This window comes from Paraburkholderia sp. EB58, assembly GCF_050436665.1.
Lineage (GTDB): Bacteria > Pseudomonadota > Gammaproteobacteria > Burkholderiales > Burkholderiaceae > Paraburkholderia.
In genome coordinates, this window is record NZ_JBNDMQ010000001.1 from 478,362 (window position 1) to 499,712 (window position 21,351).

General features: G+C 59.8%; 19 protein-coding genes. 9 read left to right on the top strand and 10 right to left on the bottom strand.

The features are described 5' to 3' along the window. Positions 1 to 5 precede the first annotated feature (5 nt). The 3 genes from P3T40_RS02205 to P3T40_RS02215 are packed head-to-tail and all read left to right on the top strand — an operon-like array spanning position 6 to position 4,102. Complete coding sequence (locus P3T40_RS02205; RefSeq protein WP_429266032.1) at positions 6 to 1,397, top strand: aldehyde dehydrogenase family protein; 1,392 nt, start codon at positions 6 to 8, stop codon at positions 1,395 to 1,397. A 24-nt stretch (positions 1,398 to 1,421) separates the two neighbouring features. Then, positions 1,422 to 2,585, top strand: coding sequence for an iron-containing alcohol dehydrogenase (locus P3T40_RS02210; protein ID WP_429266033.1), 1,164 nt, complete (start codon positions 1,422 to 1,424; stop codon positions 2,583 to 2,585). Between the two features lie 38 nt (positions 2,586 to 2,623). Next, entirely contained in the window at positions 2,624 to 4,102 is a 1,479-nt protein-coding gene (locus P3T40_RS02215) for a M81 family metallopeptidase (RefSeq protein WP_429266034.1), read from the top strand. A 2-nt stretch (positions 4,103 to 4,104) separates the two neighbouring features. Here the strand turns inward: P3T40_RS02215 and P3T40_RS02220 are convergent, their stop codons facing one another. Both P3T40_RS02220 and P3T40_RS02225 read right to left on the bottom strand, forming a co-directional pair. Then, positions 4,105 to 5,076, bottom strand: a complete 972-nt coding sequence (locus P3T40_RS02220; protein ID WP_429266035.1) for a LysR family transcriptional regulator — start codon at positions 5,074 to 5,076, stop codon at positions 4,105 to 4,107. Between the two features lie 238 nt (positions 5,077 to 5,314). Further along, positions 5,315 to 5,599, bottom strand: a complete 285-nt coding sequence (locus tag P3T40_RS02225) for a DUF3303 domain-containing protein (RefSeq protein WP_429266036.1) — start codon at positions 5,597 to 5,599, stop codon at positions 5,315 to 5,317. 616 nt (positions 5,600 to 6,215) lie between these two features. Between P3T40_RS02225 and P3T40_RS02230 the strand changes: the two genes are divergently transcribed. The 3 genes from P3T40_RS02230 to P3T40_RS02240 all read left to right on the top strand — a co-directional run bounded on the left by P3T40_RS02230 (position 6,216) and on the right by P3T40_RS02240 (position 9,587). Beyond that, a complete protein-coding gene (locus tag P3T40_RS02230; protein ID WP_429266037.1) occupies positions 6,216 to 7,145 on the top strand; it encodes a LysR substrate-binding domain-containing protein in 930 nt (309 codons plus the stop codon). Positions 7,146 to 7,281: 136 nt separating this feature from the next. Continuing rightward, positions 7,282 to 8,538 carry an aromatic ring-hydroxylating oxygenase subunit alpha gene (locus P3T40_RS02235; protein ID WP_429266038.1) on the top strand — a complete coding sequence of 419 codons (1,257 nt, stop codon included), beginning with the start codon at positions 7,282 to 7,284 and terminating at the stop codon, positions 8,536 to 8,538. A 137-nt stretch (positions 8,539 to 8,675) separates the two neighbouring features. Next, a complete protein-coding gene (locus P3T40_RS02240; RefSeq protein ID WP_429266039.1) occupies positions 8,676 to 9,587 on the top strand; it encodes a DMT family transporter in 912 nt (303 codons plus the stop codon). A 46-nt stretch (positions 9,588 to 9,633) separates the two neighbouring features. Here the strand turns inward: P3T40_RS02240 and P3T40_RS02245 are convergent, their stop codons facing one another. Next, positions 9,634 to 10,551: a LysR family transcriptional regulator gene (locus P3T40_RS02245; RefSeq protein ID WP_429266040.1), complete on the bottom strand. Its 918-nt coding sequence runs from the start codon at positions 10,549 to 10,551 to the stop codon at positions 9,634 to 9,636. 105 nt (positions 10,552 to 10,656) lie between these two features. On the opposite strand from P3T40_RS02245, the gene P3T40_RS02250 reads away from it, so the two are divergent. Then, positions 10,657 to 11,253 (top strand): FMN-dependent NADH-azoreductase, encoded by a 597-nt coding sequence (locus P3T40_RS02250; protein WP_429266041.1) that lies wholly within the window; start codon positions 10,657 to 10,659, stop codon positions 11,251 to 11,253. Between the two features lie 126 nt (positions 11,254 to 11,379). Here the strand turns inward: P3T40_RS02250 and P3T40_RS02255 are convergent, their stop codons facing one another. After that, positions 11,380 to 11,631 carry a hypothetical protein gene (locus tag P3T40_RS02255; RefSeq protein ID WP_429266042.1) on the bottom strand — a complete coding sequence of 84 codons (252 nt, stop codon included), beginning with the start codon at positions 11,629 to 11,631 and terminating at the stop codon, positions 11,380 to 11,382. Positions 11,632 to 11,936: 305 nt separating this feature from the next. Between P3T40_RS02255 and P3T40_RS02260 the strand changes: the two genes are divergently transcribed. Continuing rightward, the gene (locus P3T40_RS02260; RefSeq protein WP_429266043.1) at positions 11,937 to 12,869 is read left to right on the top strand and encodes a hypothetical protein; all 933 of its coding nucleotides are present in this window, start codon (positions 11,937 to 11,939) and stop codon (positions 12,867 to 12,869) included. 59 nt (positions 12,870 to 12,928) lie between these two features. On the opposite strand, the gene P3T40_RS02265 is transcribed toward P3T40_RS02260, so the two are convergent. Continuing rightward, positions 12,929 to 14,974 (bottom strand): FUSC family protein, encoded by a 2,046-nt coding sequence (locus P3T40_RS02265; RefSeq protein ID WP_429266044.1) that lies wholly within the window; start codon positions 14,972 to 14,974, stop codon positions 12,929 to 12,931. 266 nt (positions 14,975 to 15,240) lie between these two features. Here P3T40_RS02265 and P3T40_RS02270 point away from each other — a divergent pair, with 266 nt between their 5' ends. Beyond that, positions 15,241 to 16,284: a rod shape-determining protein gene (locus P3T40_RS02270; RefSeq protein WP_429266045.1), complete on the top strand. Its 1,044-nt coding sequence runs from the start codon at positions 15,241 to 15,243 to the stop codon at positions 16,282 to 16,284. A gap of 57 nt (positions 16,285 to 16,341) precedes the next feature. On the opposite strand, the gene P3T40_RS02275 is transcribed toward P3T40_RS02270, so the two are convergent. The 5 genes from P3T40_RS02275 to P3T40_RS02295 form a co-directional block, all read right to left on the bottom strand. Next, the gene (locus P3T40_RS02275; protein WP_429266046.1) at positions 16,342 to 16,719 is read right to left on the bottom strand and encodes a BON domain-containing protein; all 378 of its coding nucleotides are present in this window, start codon (positions 16,717 to 16,719) and stop codon (positions 16,342 to 16,344) included. 30 nt (positions 16,720 to 16,749) lie between these two features. After that, positions 16,750 to 17,874, bottom strand: coding sequence for a porin (locus tag P3T40_RS02280; protein WP_429266047.1), 1,125 nt, complete (start codon positions 17,872 to 17,874; stop codon positions 16,750 to 16,752). 161 nt (positions 17,875 to 18,035) lie between these two features. Next, a complete protein-coding gene (locus P3T40_RS02285; protein ID WP_429266048.1) occupies positions 18,036 to 19,403 on the bottom strand; it encodes an MFS transporter in 1,368 nt (455 codons plus the stop codon). 82 nt (positions 19,404 to 19,485) lie between these two features. Beyond that, on the bottom strand, positions 19,486 to 20,385 hold the full coding sequence (locus P3T40_RS02290) for an amidohydrolase family protein (RefSeq protein ID WP_429266049.1): 900 nt from the start codon (positions 20,383 to 20,385) through the stop codon (positions 19,486 to 19,488). Positions 20,386 to 20,426: 41 nt separating this feature from the next. Next, a complete protein-coding gene (locus P3T40_RS02295; RefSeq protein WP_429266050.1) occupies positions 20,427 to 21,287 on the bottom strand; it encodes a class II aldolase/adducin family protein in 861 nt (286 codons plus the stop codon). Between the last annotated feature and the right edge of the window lie 64 nt (positions 21,288 to 21,351).

Below are 21,351 nucleotides of genomic sequence, written 5' to 3' on the forward strand. Positions count from 1 at the left end.
CTACGATGAAAGATGAACTGATTGTGATTAGCCCAATAGACGGCAGCGAAGTCGTGCGCCGCCCTTATGCGAGCGAGTCGCACATCGAGCAGACGCTACAAAACGCACAATTTGCCCAGAAGGCGTGGGCCGCAAGACCGTTGTCCGAGCGCGTGGCGCTGGTTGGCCGCGCCGTCGAACACTTTGTCGAGAACAAGGCCACCATCGCCGAAGCGATTACCCGCCAGATGGGACGGCCGTTGCGCTACACCGCCGGCGAGGTGGACGGCTTTGCCGCCCGGGCGCGCCATATGATGGCGATTGCAGAAGAGGCATTGAAGCCCGTTCAGGTGGAACCGCAAGCAGGCTTTACCCGGTTTATTTCGCGTGAACCGGTTGGCGTGCTGTTGACCATCGCGCCGTGGAACTACCCCTTGCTCACCGCCGTCAACAGTATCGTGCCGGCTTTGCTCGCGGGCAACGCGGTGATTCTTAAGCACTCCGACCAGACGCCGTTGTGTGCCGAACTCATTCACCAGGCCTTTGTTGAGGCCGGGTTGCCCGAGGGCGTATTCCAGTATCTGCATGCAGATCATGAGCGCGTGCGTCGATTGATACGCTCCGACGAGATCGGCTTTGTCTGTTTCACCGGTTCGGTGGGCGGTGGCCGTATCGTCGAGGAAGCGGCGGCCGGGCGCTTTATCGGTGTTGGGCTGGAATTGGGCGGCAATGATCCGGCCTATGTGCGAACCGATGCAAAACTTGATCACGCAGTGGAGACGCTGGTGGACGGTGCCTTCTTCAATTCGGGTCAGTCCTGCTGCGGTATCCAGAGAATTTATGTGGCCGAGCCTGTGTATCAGGATTTTGTCGAACGCGCCGTGGCGCGGACCAATCAGTATGTATTGGGTAATCCACTCGATGCGCAAACCACCTTGGGGCCGGTCGTGCGGACGGCGGCAGCCGACGGCGTGCGCGCGGTGATCGCGGAAGCCCTTGCCAAAGGCGCCAAAAATCTGATCGACGAAAGCCGATTCGGCATGTCGCGCGTCGGCACGCCTTACGTGGCGCCGGGCGTGTTCGTGAATGTCGATCACGGCATGACGCTGATGAACGATGAGTGTTTCGGACCGGTGGTCGGCATCATGCCTGTGTCCGGCGATGAACAGGCCATCGAACTGATGAACGACAGCCCCTATGGCTTGACAGCCGCCGTATTTACGAGCGACGAAGATGCCGCGCTATCAATCGGACGGCGTGTCGAAACCGGCACCTTCTTTATGAACCGCTGCGATTATCTCGACCCGGCGCTCGCCTGGACCGGGGTGAAGAATACGGGCCGAGGTGCGACCTTGTCGGTAGTCGGCTACGAGCATCTGACGCGACCCAAATCTTTTCATCTGAAAACCGGCCTTTGAGCCGCACCCCCAAAGGAATTTCGTATGTCACTTCCCTCCGTGAACTGGAACTACCCGACCGCGGTCAAGGTCGGCGCAGGCCGCATCCGCGAATTGCCGCAATGGTGTGAAAGCCTCGACATGCGCCGGCCGCTGCTGATTACCGACCCAGGTCTCGCGGCATTGCCGCTGATCGGCAGCGTGCTGGATCACTGCCGCTCCGCCGGCTTCGAATGCGGGGTGTTTCACGATATCAAGGGAAACCCGACTGGCAAGAATGTCGACGATGGCGTGGCGGCCTTCAAGGCTGGCGGTCATGACGGCGTGATCGCCTTTGGCGGCGGGTCGGCCCTCGATGCGGCCAAGGCCGTGGCGCTGATGGTTGGACAGGATCGTCCGCTGTGGGATTTCGAAGATGTCGGCGACAACTATCTGCGCGTCAACGTGGCTGGTATGGCGCCCGTTGTGGCTGTACCGACCACCGCCGGGACCGGCTCGGAAGTCGGACGGGCATCGGTGATCACCGACGACCACGCCCATGTGAAACGAATCATCTTTCACGCAAAGATGCTGCCCTCCGTCGTCATTCTCGACCCTGAGTTGACGGTGGGCCTGCCGGCAAAACTGACAGCGGCGACCGGCATGGACGCCCTGTCGCATAACCTCGAAGCCTACTGCTCGCCGTTTTATCATCCGATGGCAACGGGCATCGCGCTCGAGGGTATTCGTTTGATCAAGCAGTTTTTGCCGCGCGCAGTGAAGGATGGTCGCGATCTCGACGCTCGCCTGCAAATGCTGGTGGCGTCGAGCATGGGCGCCACCGCGTTTCAGCGAGGCCTCGGCGCGATGCATGCGCTGGCCCATCCGCTGGGCGCGTTGTATGACGCCCACCACGGCATGCTCAACGCCATCCTGATGCCGTACGTGCTCAAGGCCAATGAATCGGCCATCGCAGAGCGGATCGAATTGCTGGCGCGCTACCTTGAACTGGCGCAGCCCTCGTTTGCATCCTTCCTCGACTGGGTGCTGGCAATGCGCGATTCGCTCGGCATTCCCCATACGCTGAGTGAAATTGGCATCGACGCTCGCGACGCGGCGAAGGTCGGAGAAATGGCCGTGGTTGATGGATCCGCCGGGACCAACCCGATTCCGTTTAGTGATGCTGACTATAGTCGCATCTTCGTGACGGCAGTCGAAGGCATGTTGTAACGCCAGTTGGAACGAACCAGTGTTATTGAGGGGTTGGTGTGGCAAGAATCGGGATCGCCGGTTTTCTACATGAGACGAATACCTTTGCCGCCAGCCGGGCGCGCTTCGCCACTTTCGTCGAGGCAGATGCGTGGCCCGGTTTGCTGGTTGGCGAGGAGATGTTCGGCGCGGTCTCGGGTGTCAATCTGGCAATCGACGGTTTTATACAGGCTGCGCACAGCTCGCATCAGTTGGTGCCGCTATTGTGGGCCTCGGCCAACCCCAGCGGCCCGGTAACAGAAGACGCATTCGAAGCTATTGCCTTCATGCTCGACAGGATGATCCGTGACGCCGGTCCGCTAGACGCGCTGGTTCTCGATCTGCACGGCGCGATGGTAAGTGAGCATCTGGAGGACGGTGAGGGAGAGTTGCTCCGGCGCCTGCGGCAGAGAGTCGGCTCCGCGATGCCGATCGTCGTGGCGCTCGATTTTCACGCCAATATCACACCCGCCATGTTTGAACACGCGAGCGGCCTGCTAACGTACCGCAGCTATCCGCATGTCGATATGGCGCAGACCGGGCAGCGTGCTCAGGTGTTGCTCGACCGGTTGCTTGGCGGCAGAGTGTTGCACAAGGGCTATCGGCAACTCCCCTTTCTGATTCCCATGCCTTGGCAAAGCACCTTGAGCGAGCCGATGCGTAGTCTGGTTGCACTCGGAGAATCGCTGGCATCGGAGCAGGTTTTTGCGGCCGAGTTCGTGCCGGGTTTCCCGCTCGCCGATATTTACCATAGCGGGCCCAGCGTGATTGCCTATGGCCACGACCGGATGGCGGTCGAGCGGGCCGTCGAATCTCTGGTGCAGGCTGCGCTCGCCAGACAGGGCGATTTCGGCGGATGTCTGTATGAACCGACCGAAGCGGTCGCGCATGCAATCGAGCAGGGGCTACGAACGGGAGGCGGCACGATTATCCTGTCCGACACGCAGGATAATCCGGGCGGCGGGGGCAGCGGAGATACGACCGATATCCTGCACGAACTGCTGCGGCAAAAAGCGCAACGGGTTTGCGTCGGCGTGTTGTGCGATGCCGGCTTTGTCGAAGCGGCAACGCGTGCTGGCGTCGGCGCTGTCATCGATGTCCCGCTGGGCGCGGCTAGCGGGACGGGAGCGCCGCCGCTTCAGGCGTCGTTTGAGGTGCTTGCGCTGGGAACCGGCCGTTTCACTGGCACGGGGCCGTTCTATCTGGGCTGTCACATGGATCTCGGGGCGATGGCCCGGGTGCGGTGCGGTGGCCCGCTCGGCGTCGAGATCGTGGTGTCGAGCCGCAAACAGCAGGCTGCCGATCGAGCCATGTTCCGCCATGTCGGTGCCGAGCCGGCTGATTACCGCATTCTGGTTCTAAAGAGCTCAGTACATTTCCGGGCGGACTTTGCCGCGCTGGCGGACGAAATCCTCGTGGTGGCCGCGCCCGGCGCCAACGTTGCGGACTTACGCCAACTGCGTTACGAAAAATTGAGGCCCGGCGTCAAGCTGCTTTGAAATCAACCCAACTCAATAGAAGGCAGCAGCCAGGGCGCATTCGCGTCGATGATCGGCAGGAAGCGATCCCTTAGCAATTGCACGCTGTCCTGGGCGAGTTGCTGCGGCAGTAAGCCCAAGTCGTCTTGACGGGCGACCATGGTGAGTTCGCGGAAGAACTCCTCGCCGGGAACCGGGAACAGGCGAAACGCCTGGGAGAACTTGTTGTCCGGTGTCAGCCCCGACTGCAACAGGCACAGTGGCGTGGTGATGGTCCAGCCGGCATTGGCCATCACGAGAGACATGATCGCGAACGTGTTGTCGAGTTGCAGCCGTACCGGCGGTTGAATCCCCCACTTCTCCAACTGCGTTTCAATACTGCGGCCAATGACGGTGGTATTGCTGTAGCGAATGAAGTCGTCTCTGACCAGCAGACTGCGCAGAGAAGGAACGGATCCTTTGAAGTCGCCGGGCAAGACCAGTACGAATGGTTCGCGCAAGATGCGTTGGCGGTATAGCGAGGGGTTCTTTAACACCGGATCATCGGAAACGATGATGTCTACCCGTCTGGACAACAATGCTTCGGCATGCTGATGCGATTGGCCGGCCACCATCGACCAGTTGGAGGTGCGCTGGCGTATCGCCGCCAGCAGTTCGGCGCCGATACTCGTGGCCATGGAATCGACCAGCGCAATGCGAATATGTTTGAGCGGTTCGCCGTGAGGTGTGCGGAACTCTTGACTCAGATGCTTGGCGTCATCCAGCAGCGTACAGGCCCGGTTGTAGAACTGGCGACCCACGGGTGTCAGCATCGGAGGGCGTTGCGAGCGATCCAGCAATTGCAGATTGAGGGTTTGTTCCAGGTTCGATAGCGTTTGAGAAACTGAGGACTGTGTGAGATTGAGCCGTTGACCCGCAGCGGTCATGCCGCCGGACTCGACGACAAGCACGAAAACCTCGAGCGCCTTCAGATCGAAATTGATGCCATTTTGCATAAGACCGGCTGATTTGCCGCAGCGAGAAGTGGCCGGGAACGGGTGGCGCGTGCCACACCTCGGCGTAGTGTACCTGCAGTAAGCAGTCGTGTAAAAAGCGGGCTGGAACCTGGCGGATGGGTGTATGGCTTTATTTTTCTGCTGCCTTGGAGCGTAAGGCAGCGGGTCGGCGAAGCGGTTAGCAGCGCGAATCCCCGACGCGCTGCAGTGCTAACTTGTCTTTGTTCGCCTCAGCATCCTATTTCGACGCGGCTCGATGAGCCGACAGGACGGCACCCAGTTCTTCATCGGACAGTGCGGGCGCGTTTGTGAACGAGAACAGATCGCCCCATTGAAGCACCCATTGCGCAAGTCCGCTGGCGTCCGTTGCCTCAACAATCGCGACGCCGCTCAATTCACCGATCGTATGCCAGCGTCCTAGCAGTTTGACGTTGTCCGGGGGACGGCCACCGGTTTCCAGGAAGCGCTCGACTGCTGGATTTTGCGTTGACGGCAGCCCTTTCCATTGAACTATGAACTTCATTTCAGCCTCCATGACGGAGATGAGGACGCCGGCTCGTGGCGGCCCGACATCACTGCACACGCACAGCGTCGCAACGCTTCGACGCCCGGCGTCGTGGCATGAAGTGTCTCCTCATCCGCGCGATCAGCATGAGGCTACGGAGCGCATGAATCATCATAGTTGAGCGCGCGCAGCAGGCACGCTCTAAATACAGCCGCGAATGGCCAAGGGTTAAAGCAACACCGCCATTTCTATCATCTGACCATAGTATTGAATTTTGTCGCTGCAGAGCTCTCGTTGAACAGGTATTTGCCTTTTCGATGATGCCGAGAAATCTGCGTATTGAATTCAGCGTCCGTCATTGATCACATGTCTGCCAAGAAGGCATACATGACGCAACTTCGCATATATAGCGACTACTCTCATCAAAAATAGCATTTCCCTCCGCCAATTCCCGCATCTTCGAGTAAAGTAACAACCGGCACTCGAAAGAAAACGCACTGCCCCGGGAAACACCGCGCGGTGGAACCGCGCCGGTCCCCCTGGTTCCGCGCGACCATTCTCGAATATCATCAGAGCGCGGCGGCGCCCGCACTGCCCCCTCCACCCAGACCTTTTCCTGGACCAGAATCAGAAGATGAAAGCGGTAACTGAAGGAGCAAAAGGGTATAGACGGCTCATCCCATCGTTGACGGCCCTGGTTGAATTCGAGGCTGTTGCTCGGCTAAGCAGCTTTACGCTGGCGGCGAATGAGCTGGGAGTCACTCAAGCAGCCGTGAGCAGGCAAGTGAAATTCCTCGAGGAGTCGCTCGGCATTCGCCTTTTCCATCGCTTGCACCGTTCAATCAAACTCACGAGCGAGGGGGAGGCGCTGTACCTCGTGGTGGCGGAATCAATGCAGCGTATTGCGGGAGCGTTCGACCGACTTTCGAACGGAACCGAGCAGCAGGAACTGGTTCTTGCGACCACCGCAGCGTTTTCGCACTTTCGTGTTTTACCGCAGTTGCCAGCGCTAAAGCGCCTGCAACCCCAGTTGCAGCTTCGTTTGACTACGCAGATGTTCACCGCGGATCTGCGCCACAACGAAGTGGACATAGCCGTCCGGTACGGCAACGGAAAATGGCAAGACGGAACGTCGTCGTTGCTGTTCGACGAGGAGGTATTCCCCGTTTGTTCGCCGGCTTGGTTGCTTGCCAATGGCTCGCCACAAACACTCATGGACATTACGAAAGCGCCGCTGATTGAGTCTGATCGAACGTCCGAAGGCTGGATGGATTGGGAAGAATGGTTCCATGCGGCCGGAGCGCGACCGCCAAGATTGCACTTCGCACTGCGATGCAGTCTTTATACGGATGCGATACAAGCTGCGCTTCACGGGCAAGGAGTCGCGCTCGGCTGGCACAGGCTGGTAAGCGACCTGCTCAAGAGAGGAGAACTGGTCCGCCTCGTCGATACATCCGTCAAAGTGAGCGAGTCCTATTTTGTTGTTATCCCCCACGGTCGCACGATAACCCCGACGACAAACAGCATGATTGACTGGTTGCGCGGGGATGTGGAGTCCAGATAACGCGCGCTTCGCATAACCTGTGGTAATGCGATAGTGAGAATAAAGCGCATTGACGCCCTATTTCGTCCCTCCAATACTGGATTCGCAGCGAAGGGGCGGCAGCATCATTACGGTCCAGGCATAAAGGGGGCAACCGATGTCCGAAGTCAACTTCAAAACACACGGCCAACTGATTCGCAGTCGTCGACCAGGCCATGGTATGCCCGGCGAACTGTTCGGGCGCCAGGACGTGTTCGAGACGGACATTGATGTCTTCTTCCACAAGCACTGGATTCTGGTCGGCGTGACTGCCGACGTGCCGGAACCGGGCGACGTCTCGACCGTCGACATCGGAAAGGCATCCGTTCTCATTGTTCGCGATGACGACGAGAACATCCGGACTTATCGAAACGTTTGCCGACACCGTGGGGCGCGACTCAAGGACGCCGGGAAGTCCACGGTCGGCATGCTTGTGTGTCCTTATCACCAGTGGACCTACGACCTCGACGGTAACCTGAAACACACAACCCACATGGGCATCGATTTCGACCGCTCGTGCCGCAGCCTTTTCCCGGTGAAGACGCGCATCGTGGGCACACATATTTTCGTGTGTCTATCGGATGATGCACCCGACGACATCGCTACGCTTGAAGAGACGATGGCGCCCCGCTTCGCGCCGTACAACCTGACGGACGCCAAAATCGCCCACGAGACGGAGATCATCGAGGACGGAAACTGGAAGCTCGTGATGGAAAACAATCGCGAGTGCTATCACTGTAGTGCAACTCATCCGGAGCTGACTGCGTCTTTTCTTCCCGAGGACTTCGGATTCTGCCCGGACGGTCTGAGCGAAGAGTCGCAGCGCGCACTCGACGCTTATCACGCACGCAACGCCGCGAACGTCTCCAGTTGGGAACAGGACGGACACATCTGCAGCACGGTCGAAAAGCTGGAAGCCGATATCGCCACGGGTTTCCGGACCCAGCGTCTGGTCATCGCGGGCAATGGCGAGTCGCAAACCATGGACACCAGGGTCGCAAGCACCAGGCTGTTCGCTGACATGCAGCGTCGCGACCTCGGCGACGTGCACATGTGGACTCATAATTCGTGGACCCATGTGATGAGCGACCATGCGGTCATTTCATACGCTATTCCTCTTGCACCGGACAGGACGCTTGTGCGTACGAAATGGCTGGTCCATCAGGATGCTGTCGAGGGTGTCGATTACGACCTGCAGAAGTTGACTGAAGTATGGGTTGCCACGAATACGCAAGACGCCAGGCTGGTTGCAAACAACTACCGTGGGACTCAGGACCCGGCGTATGAGCCGGGACCGTTCTCTCCATTCACAGAAGCGTACCTGGAGCTGTTCTCGCAATGGTACGCAGCCAGACTGATTGCGCACGGCGTTTGAGTGGATTGCGATGATTCTTATGGCTGCTCTGCTGCAGCCGCGCCTGCCTGCCGGCGAGAAGAGGTGTGAGCCATTCTCACATCACCACGTTGATTCATGCGCTAGCTCGTCAGGCCGCGACTCAGCACAATCGCGCCATGAACACACTCTTTTCGGCCTCAAAGCCGCATGCCTCGCGTGCTGCAAGGCAGCGGCTCATCGCGGCAGGTGTGGTCGTCTTCACGATTCTCTCGTGGGCGGCCGCTTTCCCATTCATCCGGATTGGCCTGCAAGGCTTGTCGCCGTTACAACTGGCAGCGGCGCGTTTCGCCACCGCGGCATTGCTGGTAATCGCCTGGCTTGCGTGGAGGCGGCCGCGTCTGCCCGCATGGCGCGATGCTTTGCGCTTCATGCTGTGCGGCTTTCTCGGCATCGCACTTTATAACGCACTGCTCAACACCGGTGAGAAAAGCGTGGCGGCGGGCGCAGCCAGTTTTATCGTCAATACCTTGCCGATTTTCACGGCGGTGCTCGCGGTCGTGTTTCTCGGCGAGCGCTTCAACCGCTGGGGATGGCTCGGTTCATTGGTTAGTCTGGCCGGCATTGCCGTGATCGCGCACGGTCAGCCGGGCGGCTTGGCGCTCGGCGCGGGTAGCACGCTGATTCTCGGCGCGGCGCTGTGTTCGGCGAGCTACTTCGTGTTGCAGCGGCGCTTGATTCCCGTGTATGGAGCACTGACATGTACCGCGTACACACTGCTGGCGGGCGCGCTTCTGCTCACACCCTGGCTGCCCGGCGCGCTCGAATCTCTCGCCGGCGCGCCGCGCGGCACGTTGCCGGCGGTGTTGGTGCTCGGCGTGTTTCCCGCCGCCCTCGGGTATGCGACGTGGACCTTCGCGCTCGGTCATTTCGGCGCGGCGCGCGCGGCGAATCTTCTCTACCTGACGCCCATTGTGGCGACAGCGTTGTCGACATGGCTCACGGGCGAGCGACCAGGCATCGCGACGTTGTGCGGCGGCCTGATGGCGATTGCCGGTGTGGTGTTCGTGGCCTTGCGTGGGCGCCAGTAAGTTCGACTCAAGACGCGCGGTGAATCACCGTGCGGATGGGACGGGCTTATGCAAACAGATCGAGCCCCTGCACGAGTCGCCGCGCAAGACGAGGTTGACGCAGTTGTTCCACCCACCATTGCAGGGCGCGCCCTTCGTGATCGCCACGCCAGGCAACATAAAGTTTGTTGGGTTCACGCGGATCGACCGTATCTTTCTCAACCAGATCGCCGCGCTTGAGCAGCGACGCAACCTGGCGTTTTGGCAGCCAGCCGACACCAAGGCCGTCGCGCTGTGCCAGAATCTTCGCCCGCATGTTGGGTACGGCAAGCGACGCCTGGCCGCCAACGAGTCCGTAGGCGCGTCCGGACGTCACTCTTGACGTATCGGCAACGACGACACCACGATGCGCCGAAATGTTCTCCCGCTTGAGCGGCCCTTTGGCCGCCGCCAGCGGATGGCGCGGTGAGACCGCAAATACCCATTCCATCGCACCAAGATCGAACCAGCGCAGACCGGGTATAGCAGGCGGCTCGTTGGTAGCCCCGATGATCAGGTCGGCTCTGGCATCGCGAAGGGCCTCCCACGTACCGCCTAGTACTTCATTCGTCAGACGTAGCTTGACCCCGGATTGCAAGGTGTCAAACGTTCGAATTACCGGCATGAGCAGATCGAAATCGATGATTTCGTCGATTACGATCCACAGACGGTCCTCCCACCCACTCGCAATCTGCCGGACCCGCTGCGTCATGCGCGCCATGTCCTGCATGAGCCGCCCCGCCTCCTCCGCCAGCAGGAGCCCAGCCGGCGTAAGTTGTAACCGGTAGCGCCGGCGATCGAACAACAGCGCGTCGAAGCGGCTCTCGAGCTGGCGCGCAGCGTGCGAGACGGTCGACGGCGCCTTGCCCAGTCGAGCGGCCGCGCGCGACAGGCTCCCCGTTTCGCGAATCGCGTCCAGCAGCGCCAGTTCGTCCTCCGACAACATGTGCAACTCCATCGAACGTGTACATCGGAAAAATGGTACGGCAAATCGATGGACCGGGTCCATCATGCATCAACGAACAGCCATCGACCCAATATCGGACCTATCATGACCACGATTCTGCAAATCAACTCGGCAGCCCGCTCGCAAGGCGCTCAATCGACCCTGCTCGTCAACGAGCTGACTGAGAAGCTGCAACAATCGAATCCGGGCGCGCAAGTCGTCGTCCGTAATCTGCAAGCTGAGCCGCTGCCCCACCTCGACGATTCGATCCTCGGTGCCTTCTTCACGCCGGCGGACCAGCGGACCCCGGAACAAGCTGCTATCTCTGCCCGTAGCGAGGCGTTGATCGCCGAACTGCAAGCGGCCGACATCATTGTGATCGGCGCACCGATGTACAACTTCGGCATCTCGTCGCAACTGAAGACGTATTTCGACTTTATCTCTCGCGCCGGCATCTCGTTCCAGTACACGGCCGACGGTTCGGAAGGTTTCGTGAAGGGCAAAAAGGTCTTCGTCGTTACGGCGCGCGGCGGCAAGTATGTCGGCACCCCGGACGATACCCACACGCCGTATCTGCAAACCTTCCTCGGCTTCCTTGGCATGACCGACGTGAATTTCATCTACGCTGAAGGCCTCGCCATGGGCCCGGATGCAGCTGGAGCAGCGCTCGCTGGCGCACGCGAAGCGATCGAGGCTGCTTAACGATGAATCGGTAAGGGTCCGCCCTGCGGATTGCTACTGCTGATCGTGGCGATGCGTGTTTTGAAGGCGTACGCGTTGCCGGTCAGAAAAGACGCCACGGGAGGGTTGCCGTGGCGTTTTTAATTGTCAGCCGGCGGCGCCCGCGTCCGTCACATTGGAGTCGTCTTCACTACGTTGTGCCGGGAGCATGCCCCTCTTACGCATGACGGAGATAACATCCTCAATCATCACGTTTTCGAGCAGAGTTCGACCGTCGAGCTCACGTCGAGCATTCGTGCGGTCGATAATGCGTTGCAGATCGGAAGTCTCGGCAGCGATGAACACGGCCAGACCGTAGCCATAGCGCTCGGCGAGCGCTTTGTCGAAATAGGATTTCATGCTTTCGCTTTCGATTAACTTAACGGATCGATTTTGCCCATAGTGCTGTTATCGACCGCGCAGCTGAAAAGCTTTAGGGATGGGTGATAAACCAGCGTTCCAGCATTATGTAATAGCGCCCCCATGGCGCGCTTGCTACGCTCACTGAGCCACGCTGATCCTGCCCCGTATGCTGTTTGCACGGTTCACGAAGTTCTCACGCAACCTAAGGTAGTCTGTCGGGAACGGTTCGAGAGCGGCGGGCCAACGGATCGACTCCGCCAAGTACGACAACGGTTGTAGAAACCTGATGGAGGGTACTTACTGTGGCTACTGAGAATGGCGGTACGCTGTATGTCCTGCAGGCACGTCCACCGGCGATCATCGCCCTGTCACCGGACGGGTCACACGAGGTCGTTCTCGCGAACCTTACGCGCACGCCCGACGGCATCAAGGTCGACGCCGAAAACCAGGTGGTCTACTGGACCAACATGGGAACCGGCATCCATCTGGTCGACGGCGATCCGGATTCCGGCGCGGTTCCCCCCAACGACGGCACGATCGAAAGCGCGAAGCTCGACGGCAGCGAGCATCGTGTGCTGGTGCCTTCCGGTAAGGCCGGAACGCCCAAGGAACTCGTGCTGGACAAGGAAGGCGGTCACCTGTATTGGTGCGATCGCGAAGGCATGCGCGTCATGCGCGCGCGGCTGGACGGCACGGAGGTGACGGAACTCGTCCGTACCGGGAATTTCCCGGAGGATACCGGCGACGCGACCCGCCATTGCGTCGGCATTGTATTGGATAAGGCAAACGGGCACGTCTACTGGACGCAAAAGGGACCGCCAGATGCCGGCGAAGGGCGCATCTTCAGGGCGGGCATCGAGCTGCCGGCTGGCGCGACGCCTGATCGGCGCCCGGACATCGAATGTTTGCTGGCCGATCTGCCCGAGCCGATCGACCTCGATATCGATCACCGCGACCACATGCTTTACTGGACGGATCGCGGCGACGATACGCATGACGGCAATACCCTGAACCGGGCAAGAATCACGGCGTCCGGACTGGTAGATCGCCACGTGCTCGCCCGCGAGCTGCAAGAGGGCATTGGCGTGTCGCTGGACGCACAAGGGCGTCGCGCCTTTGTGACCGATCTGGGCGGCAACGTGCGCGAGCTGGACATCGATACCAAGGAAGAATCGCACTTCACCACCGTTGCTCATCTCGGTGTGCTGACCGGTATCGACTACGCCGACATCTGAGTCGGATCCCCGAGGACTGCCCGGGCCATATCCGGGCAGTCTTGCCATGTCGACGCCGGTCAGGACGCGTCGCCAGGCGCCACGCCCGGGAACAACGACAGCCGGAGTCCGACGAGGGCATGCAGCGCACCTTTGCGCCGCCTGTAGCCGGGCGCGCCGGGGTCGGCCGCGCAGTCAGACATGATCCGCCCGATAGCGGCATCGACTCTGGCCGCAAGTGTCGACGGTACGCTTTCGCGCTCGCCCGATTCCAGACATCGTTCATAGTGCGATCGCACCTCGGCGAGTACACGATTCAACAAGACCGGCAACTCGCCAGAAAACTTGTCCGAGAGTCTGCGCAGGTCGAGTGTATTGAGCGCAATGCGCATGTCGCGCAGGCTTTCAGTGGACGGGTGCTTGTAGTCGTCGCTCGGCGCAACGCGCGGAATAAGCTGCATAAGCCGGTCGAGCATGCGTGCGTTCAGATCGCGCTGCTGGTCGATTAGCAGATCCGTCCCGCTCAAAACGACGTCCCTCCAGCTCGACCGGGTCAGTCGTGCCGTCGCCGCATCCGTTCCGAACGGGCGGATGACCCCCGTCATCACCGACGCGAAAGTCATGCCGCCCAGCCCCGCGAGATTCGCATTCAGGAAGTTCAGGATGTTGGCGTCATAGACGTCGCCGATGCCGAGAAAGGTTGCGGCCAACAACGCCACGAGCGTCGATATCAACGCCCATTTCGGACGGGGCATCAACAGCCCAAGCGGAATAAACAGAAACGAGAAGAAAATGACCAGCACAGGGAAGTCCTGGCCACTCGGCAACACGACGAACTGATAGAACGCTGCAATGATGATGCCCATCGTCATGCACTTCAGGAAAGTAATCATCATGGGCACGGGCTCATCCAGCGCGGCGAAAAAGCAGACGCCGATAGCGCTCAACGACACTGCGGACGCACCGTCCTGCCATCCCGAAGCGATCCATATGCAGCACGAAACGAAGATGACCAGCGCCGTCGAGCCGGCGGAGAACACGGCAAGCCCCTGGTCAAGAAAAGCGGCCTGCGCGCCAAGCCGCCAATGACGAAACCGCGGCCGCCAGTGTCCGGTGCCATGAACGATGTTAAGGCGTAAGGTCCGGCAATCGACCCATAGATCGACCACCTGCCGCATGCGCCAGAGGGCGCTGGATAACAATGCCGCCTGCCATGACGTCAGTTCGTGGGGCGCCGGATCCAGTTGCGTAATACGCTTTCGCAGTAGCGGCGCCTCACGCTCGGGATCCTCGCCGAGCGGCGCCTCCATCCAGCGTCCGATGTCGCGCAGCAGTACGCCGAAGCCCGCAGGAAGGCCGGCGCCTGACTTCTGCGCGGCCTCGACCACGTCTGCAAGCGCTGCGGTGATGGGCAGTATCATTTGCATCCGGTCTTGCAGCTCCTTGCTGCGAGCGAGAATCGCCGGACTGACGTGATCGTAGGCCAACTGGCTCAACAGGAATTCGAAGCCGCGGACACTGGAGGCCATCTTCTGTCGGCTTCCGGAAACGAGCGCTCCAGCAACCCGGCCCGCCAGTGACTCTTGCACGTAAAGAGCGGCATCGCCGAACCACGAATCCGTTCGCTCGATCAATGTCGGCGCGAGCCGGCTTGGAAAGAAAACGCTGCCGACGATGCTCGCGCAGACGATGCCCAGCACGATTTCTTCGGTTCGCGCCACGGCCACATCGAAGATGCTCAACGGATCAGACAATGCCGGTAGAGCAATGACGGACAGCGAATAGCTGGCGAGCAGAAAAACGTAATTACGTGCGGCTCGCGTCGAGATCGAAATGTAGACGAACACGCCGGTCCATAGCGCGATCAGCGCACTCAACAGATATGGCGTCTCCGCGAAAGGCGGCACGAGGGCGATGGAGGCAACCGCGCCAAGCACCGTGCCGATCACGCGATAAAGCGCCTTTGACCGCGTTGCACCGACAAACGGGTTCGACACAATATAGACCGACGCCAACGCCCAGTACGGCCTCGGAAGCGAGAAGTAAAACGCGATGTAAAGCGCGAGCATCCCCGCGACGAAGGTCTTTAGCGAAAAAATCCAGTCACGCAGCGAAGGGAGATTCATCGGAGAAAATCGCTTGGGAGATCAGTCTTTCGCCCGACAGTTCGCAGTGCCTCCCCATGTCGGCCCGCAGTGGCGGTTCACGCGCCCGAAAATCACGGTTATCTTACGCTGGTGCCGGGTCTCAGTGTTGTTCCTGAGGAGACGAGCCTTTCGCATGCACCACGGCGTCTCCGGGCCGCCGGAACTGTTATTCTCTGGTCTCCCGACTGCCGCACCGTCGCATTTCACAAGCCGAACGCCTGGCATCAGGCGAGACAGGATTTCGAATGTTTGGTTTTCTGCGCAGATACTTTTCCCACGACCTCGCGATCGATCTCGGCACATCGAACACGCTGATCTACATGCGCGGCAAGGGCATTGTCCTCGATGAACCGTCGGTAGTGGCGATCCGCCAGGAAGGTGGCCCGAGTGGCAAAAAGACCATTCTGGCGGCCGGCAAGGAAGCCAAGCAGATGCTTGGCAAGGTTCCGGGCAACATCGAGGCCATCCGCCCGATGAAGGACGGCGTGATCGCCGACTTCAACATTACCGAGCAGATGATCAAACAGTTTATCCGTATGGTTCACGCACCGCGAATGTTTGCGCCGTCGCCGCGCATCATCATTTGCGTGCCGTGCGGGTCTACCCAGGTTGAACGACGTGCAATCAAGGAAGCCGCGCACAGTGCGGGGGCGTCACAGGTCTACCTGATCGAGGAGCCTATGGCCGCCGCAACGGGTGCCGGAATGCCAGTGTCAGAGGCGACCGGCTCGATGGTGGTGGATATCGGCGGCGGCACCACCGAAGTGGGTGTCATTTCGCTCGGCGGCATCGTATACAAAGGTTCTGTGCGCGTCGGTGGCGACAAATTCGACGAAGCCATCGTCAACTACATCCGCCGTAACTACGGCATGCTGATCGGTGAGCCGACTGCCGAAGCCATCAAGAAGGAAATCGGCTCCGCGTTCCCGGGGTCGGAAGTGAGGGAAATGGATGTGAAGGGCCGCAACATGTCGGAAGGCATACCGCGCAGCTTCACGATCTCCAGCAACGAGATCCTCGAAGCCCTCACCGATCCGCTGAACCAGATCGTGTCGGCGGTCAAGATCGCGCTCGAACAGACGCCGCCGGAGCTCGGTGCCGATATCGCTGAGCGCGGCATCATGCTTGCGGGCGGTGGCGCGCTGCTGCGTGATCTCGACCGGCTGCTGGCCGAAGAGACCGGTTTGCCGGTGTTTGTTGCCGAAGACCCTCTAACTTGCGTCGTGCGCGGCTCGGGCATGGCGCTCGAGCGCATGGACAAATTCGGCGGCGTCTTCTCCTATGAATGAGGGTGGCGCCGCAATCGCCTGGCGACTGACGACTGACGACTGCGGCGTCGAGGGCACTCACTGACCGCCAAATTGCTTTTTTTCGGTCAATCTGTTGGTCACGGACATCACGCCCGGAACGCCTTTGGCGATTTCCGTCACTTTGTCGATCTGCGTTGCGTCCACCACCGTGCCGTCAAGCGTCACGGCGCCGTCCTTCGCAATCACGCTGATATTGCCGGCGTCAATCTCCTTGTGCTTCACGACGGCAGCATAGACTTTGCGGCGAAGCGCGCGATTCGCCCGGCGGGCCGCCTTTATCGTCGAGGCACCCGACGCCGCCACGGACGATCCGTTCGACGCCGCGCTCGTTGCGCCGGTCTGTGACCATGCGCAAACAGATGCCAGGGCGATCAATACGCCACAGGCCGACCTGCGTGCAGTGACTGTCTTCATTGAGGTATCCAGTTGTTATGGACCGTGGGATCAGAACGTGTGACGGATGCCGATCATGGCCGCCGTGGTCGACACACCCGGCGCAACTGGCTGGCCATACACGATCGTCTGATTCAGCGTGCCGTTATTGTTGACGTACCCGATCTGTACATAGCCCAAGGTGCTCTTGGACAAGCTGTATTCGCCGCCCACCGCGAATTCATCCGAGTGATTGGCCGAATTGTTGCGGTCCTTCAGGTAATAGAAGCCCGATGTCACCCTGAAGGCCGGCGTGAACCTGTAGCCCAGACCCGCGGAGACCATCTCATAGTTGACGTGGGCACTGTTGGCAGGATTCTTCCCGATGCTGTATGACGTCGACACGGAAAAATCGTGAAACGTATACATCGCGCCCAGATAGTAAAAGCGGTTATTGTCCAGTCCGGTCGCGACGGTCGTGGCGGAAGGGTTCGCATCGTGCCCGTTGTAGTACGCGGCGGCCAGATTGAGGCCGTAGTTCGAGTACTTCAGCACGGCGGACTCGCGCGTTCCACCCTGAAGCTGGCCTGCTACGCCGCCGGGCGCATACTCTAGCGCGAAGGATGCACCATAGAACTTCGGTGACTGGTAAACCAGTGCGTTGTCGTCCCACAGTGCGCCGATTGGACCGTTTGTGCTGGAGCCCGGCCAGCCCGCGGCCTGGTTCATGCCAAGCCACGCGGTCAGGATACTGCCGAAATATTGGGCGCCCCGTACATCGGTGTCATACATCGCGTAGATCATCGGAGCGATCTGCCGCCCCGCATCCAGGGAGCCGAATGGACCCGACACGCCAATTGTGGTTTGCTGATTGAAGACCGCAGTGGCGCCCGGCGCGTCGGCCAATCCGAGCTTCCCAGTACCGCTGTTGAACGACCCCTGCAGCTTGAAGTTGATCTTGTAGCCGCCGCCGATGTCTTCAACGCCTTTGAGGCCCCAGATGCTCGAATAGACACCGCCATCCTTGAATGCGTATATCTTCCCTGTGTTCGACGCCTTTGGCGAGAACGAAGCCGCCGATGTGCTCTGATACAGCAAGCCGGCATCAAGGGCACCATAAAGCGTCACCGACGATTGCGCGTGCGCCGCACTCCCTATAGCAACCAATACGGCCGCTGCTATCCACTTCAGTTTCATTGCGTCTCCTTTACCATGTGTTGGCGCCAGCCCGATATGCGTGGCGCGATCTTTGAGTTATTTAGTATAACTAACTATTTTTAATTCTCTGCATCGTCGATCTTCAGCGGGGGATCTATCGTGATGAGTTGACGAGCTGGCGCGATCTACTAAGCCGATACCTACCGTGGGGTCGATCCGTCATATACGGGGATGTCGTTCGCACTCCCCTTCCCGCTCGAGTTTCCGTGACCGATCAGTGTCACCGCGGCCGCAGCGATGAACATCGGGATCGAAATAAGCAGAAAGTTCTGGTAGCGTGGCAGTTGCATTGCCATCAACGCTCCGAACGCGATTGGCGCGAGAATGGCACCCAGTCTTCCCACCCCGGTGACCCATCCCACGCCCGACGAGCGGATGGCGGGAGGATAGAACTGTCCGGCATACGCATAGGTAAGCATCTGGCCACCATACGTCGATGCACCAAGCAAGCCTGTCGTGACGTAAAGCCATGTGACGGGAACGTCGCTGCCCGATATCAGGATCGCCATGGAGGCGAGCAGATAGAACGAGCACAGGACCAACTTGATCGGCAAGCGATCCGCAAGCAGGCCAGCGCAAACGCCTCCCACGAGCGCGCCGACATTCAATGCGAGCAGAAGATTCAATGCCGATGCGAGGCTATAGCCAGCATTGGTCATCATCTTTGCGAGCCACGACGCCAGTCCGTAGATGACAAACACACACATGAGCGAAGCGAGCCAGAACATGATCGTGCTGGACAGACGGCCATCGCTGAACAGATGGCCGACAGAGACGTCATCTTGCGCGGGCCCCGCATTACTGCGAGCCGGGGCGACAAAAGCATCGTCGGGCCGCATTTCGAGCCGGGGATTCAGGCCACGCACAATAGCGCGCAATTCGGCGACGCGATGGGTCCTGGCCAGATAGGCGATCGACTCAGGCAGCAGTCCGACCACAAACGGAACGACGACGAGCGGCAAGGCTGCGATGAAGAATACAGACCGCCAGCCATACGCCTCTATCATCGTGCGACCAAGGAAGGCCGCCAACATTCCGCCAATCGCAAAGCCACTGAACGCCACCGTCACCATCGTCGCCCGATGCTTTCGCGGAGCAAACTCCGTGACGTGAGCCACAACGCACGGCATGACACCGCCAATTCCTATGCCGGCCACGAAACGAACAATGCCGAACAGCACGGCATCGTGAACGAAGCCCGTGCAGACCGTCACGATACTGAAGAGGACCACGCAGAACGCCATCGTCCTCCTGCGACCGACGCGGTCAGCAAGCATCCCTGCAGAAATTGCGCCGATCATCAGGCCAGCGAAACCCGCACTCACCATCATGCCTGCCTGGGCCGGAACGATGTTCAGGTCCTTCATGACGGACGGCAGGGCCGCGCCTATGATCGCCAGGTCGTAGCCGTCGGCGACGATGATCAGCGTACAGATAAGCAGGATGGTGGCATGTAAAGCGCCGAACCGTGCTTCGTCGGCAATACCGTGCACGTTCAACTGTCTCATCGTTGTCTCCTGATTTTGTTTTATGCGGCAGCGCCGCTGGACGGGCGTCTACGCCCGTGAAGGTCTGTCGAAATGCACACCCTCAGTCAACAACCGGCGAGCCCGGAAAGCCGTATAACCGGTGAGCGTTGTCCGCAAGAATTGCATTGCGGACCGCCTCGTACGGCGCCCAGTCGGCAAGGAGATCGAGCAGATCGCCGTCGTTCGGCATCGTCCCCCAATAAGCCGGATGCGGCCAGTCCGAACCCCACACGCACCGGTCAGGTGCCGCCTCGATCAAAGCCCGCGCAAAAGGCACGGTGTCCGTGTAGCCGGGCGCGTCTGAGACACGGTATGCACCTGAGAGCTTGACCCATGCGCCGTCCGCCATCAGCTTGAGCATCAGTTGCATGCCTGCTGACTGAAGTCCGTCCGACACGGCGAAGTGCCCCATGTGGTCCATGATGTATGGCACTCGCAACTTCGAAAGGCGGGACGCGACGGGTTCGAGGCGGCTCGTATCGGTAAGGAACTGCAGATGCCAGCCGAGCTCCGCGCACAACGCTTCGTAGCTGTCCAGATGATCGAGGCCGATACCACCACCGGACAACGTATTGAGACGCAAGCCCACGACACCCGCATCTTTCATTTTTAGGAACTCGCGTTCGGGCAAGTCGTGCGGAGCGACTGCAATACCGCGCAAGCGCTCGGGGTAGCGGTCGAGCATGTCCATCAATAACCGGTTGTCCGTGCCATGCACGCTTACCTGTACGAGCACGGCGAACGTCACGCCCGTTGCGTCGAGCATGTGAAAGTAGTCTTCGACCGTTGCCGGCGCCGGCGTATAACTGCGGTTTTCTATCAACGGGTAATCGGGCGGAGCGCCGATCACATGGGCATGCGTGTCGACCGCGCCCCACGGCATGCGGAAACGCGTCGGTGCGTGCGGGTTCCGGTCCGGCGCGGGACACACGGCAAACCTGTCTGGAACATTGGTGGTCATGGGTGCTTCCTTCGAAATCGTCAATCGGGATTGCCGGCTACTCACTGGTCATACTGCGGATAGCCGTTGTTTCGCTGCTCGGCTTCGAGGCGGCGCAACATGGCTGGCCACTCGAGAATGCCGTAGGAGCGGATCTTTCCTGGTTGAAAGATGCTAGACGTACGTTCGATCACTTCCGGCGACGGCATGTTGATTCTGGCGCCCGCGGCCATCAGATCCACCTGGGCCCGGCAGGACATCTCGAGCTGATAGAGCAGATTGAATGCTTCCGCAGCGCTCGGGCCGCAGGTAATGAGGCCGTGATTACGCAGGATCAGCGCGTTATGTTCTCCCAGGTTTTTGACGAGGCGCTCGCGCTCACTCAGATCGACAACCGGGCCTTCGTAGTCGTGGTAGCCGATGTGCCCATGAAACCGCATTGCATGCTGCGTGACCGGCAGCAGTCCGCACTCCATTGCCGAAACAGCCATTCCGGCGCGCGTGTGCGTGTGTATGACGCAGTTCGTTTCGGGACGCGCGGTATGGATCGCGCCATGAATCACATAACCAGCGGAATTCAGACCGTACTGTGTTTCAGGCTTCCAGATGATGTTGCCTTCAACATCGATTTTCATCAGGCTCGACGCTGTGATCTCCTTGTACGTCATCCCATACAGGTTGATGAGAAGATGCTCCGTTCCCGGAATCCGCACGGTGATATGGTTGTAGATGAGATCGCTCATCCCGTAGACGTCGATAAGCCGGTAGCAGGCCGCCAGATCGACGCGTGCCTGCCACTCTTCCGCGCTGACTTCCTCGCGAATGCTTTTGAAGTCGGTCGGATATTTGCGCTTGCGTACGTCTTCGTCGTTGGTATAGCCGGCTCGTTCACGAATTTCTTTGAAATCGGTTGGGTAGCTCATGATGTTTTTCCTCTGAATGGAAGTTGCCGGCAAGTCCGGCTCGCCCTCGTATTGCGACGTATGT

Coding starts and splice junctions, on each gene's coding strand:
- P3T40_RS02205 (WP_429266032.1), top strand. CDS start 6: ATGAAAGATGAACTGATTGTGATTAGCCCAATAGACGGCAGCGAAGTC.
- P3T40_RS02210 (WP_429266033.1), top strand. CDS start 1,422: ATGTCACTTCCCTCCGTGAACTGGAACTACCCGACCGCGGTCAAGGTC.
- P3T40_RS02220 (WP_429266035.1), bottom strand. CDS start 5,076: ATGCAAAATGGCATCAATTTCGATCTGAAGGCGCTCGAGGTTTTCGTG.
- P3T40_RS02225 (WP_429266036.1), bottom strand. CDS start 5,599: ATGAAGTTCATAGTTCAATGGAAAGGGCTGCCGTCAACGCAAAATCCA.
- P3T40_RS02230 (WP_429266037.1), top strand. CDS start 6,216: ATGAAAGCGGTAACTGAAGGAGCAAAAGGGTATAGACGGCTCATCCCA.
- P3T40_RS02235 (WP_429266038.1), top strand. CDS start 7,282: ATGTCCGAAGTCAACTTCAAAACACACGGCCAACTGATTCGCAGTCGT.
- P3T40_RS02240 (WP_429266039.1), top strand. CDS start 8,676: ATGAACACACTCTTTTCGGCCTCAAAGCCGCATGCCTCGCGTGCTGCA.
- P3T40_RS02245 (WP_429266040.1), bottom strand. CDS start 10,551: ATGTTGTCGGAGGACGAACTGGCGCTGCTGGACGCGATTCGCGAAACG.
- P3T40_RS02250 (WP_429266041.1), top strand. CDS start 10,657: ATGACCACGATTCTGCAAATCAACTCGGCAGCCCGCTCGCAAGGCGCT.
- P3T40_RS02255 (WP_429266042.1), bottom strand. CDS start 11,631: ATGAAATCCTATTTCGACAAAGCGCTCGCCGAGCGCTATGGCTACGGT.
- P3T40_RS02265 (WP_429266044.1), bottom strand. CDS start 14,974: ATGAATCTCCCTTCGCTGCGTGACTGGATTTTTTCGCTAAAGACCTTC.
- P3T40_RS02270 (WP_429266045.1), top strand. CDS start 15,241: ATGTTTGGTTTTCTGCGCAGATACTTTTCCCACGACCTCGCGATCGAT.
- P3T40_RS02275 (WP_429266046.1), bottom strand. CDS start 16,719: ATGAAGACAGTCACTGCACGCAGGTCGGCCTGTGGCGTATTGATCGCC.
- P3T40_RS02280 (WP_429266047.1), bottom strand. CDS start 17,874: ATGAAACTGAAGTGGATAGCAGCGGCCGTATTGGTTGCTATAGGGAGT.
- P3T40_RS02285 (WP_429266048.1), bottom strand. CDS start 19,403: ATGAGACAGTTGAACGTGCACGGTATTGCCGACGAAGCACGGTTCGGC.
- P3T40_RS02290 (WP_429266049.1), bottom strand. CDS start 20,385: ATGACCACCAATGTTCCAGACAGGTTTGCCGTGTGTCCCGCGCCGGAC.
- P3T40_RS02295 (WP_429266050.1), bottom strand. CDS start 21,287: ATGAGCTACCCAACCGATTTCAAAGAAATTCGTGAACGAGCCGGCTAT.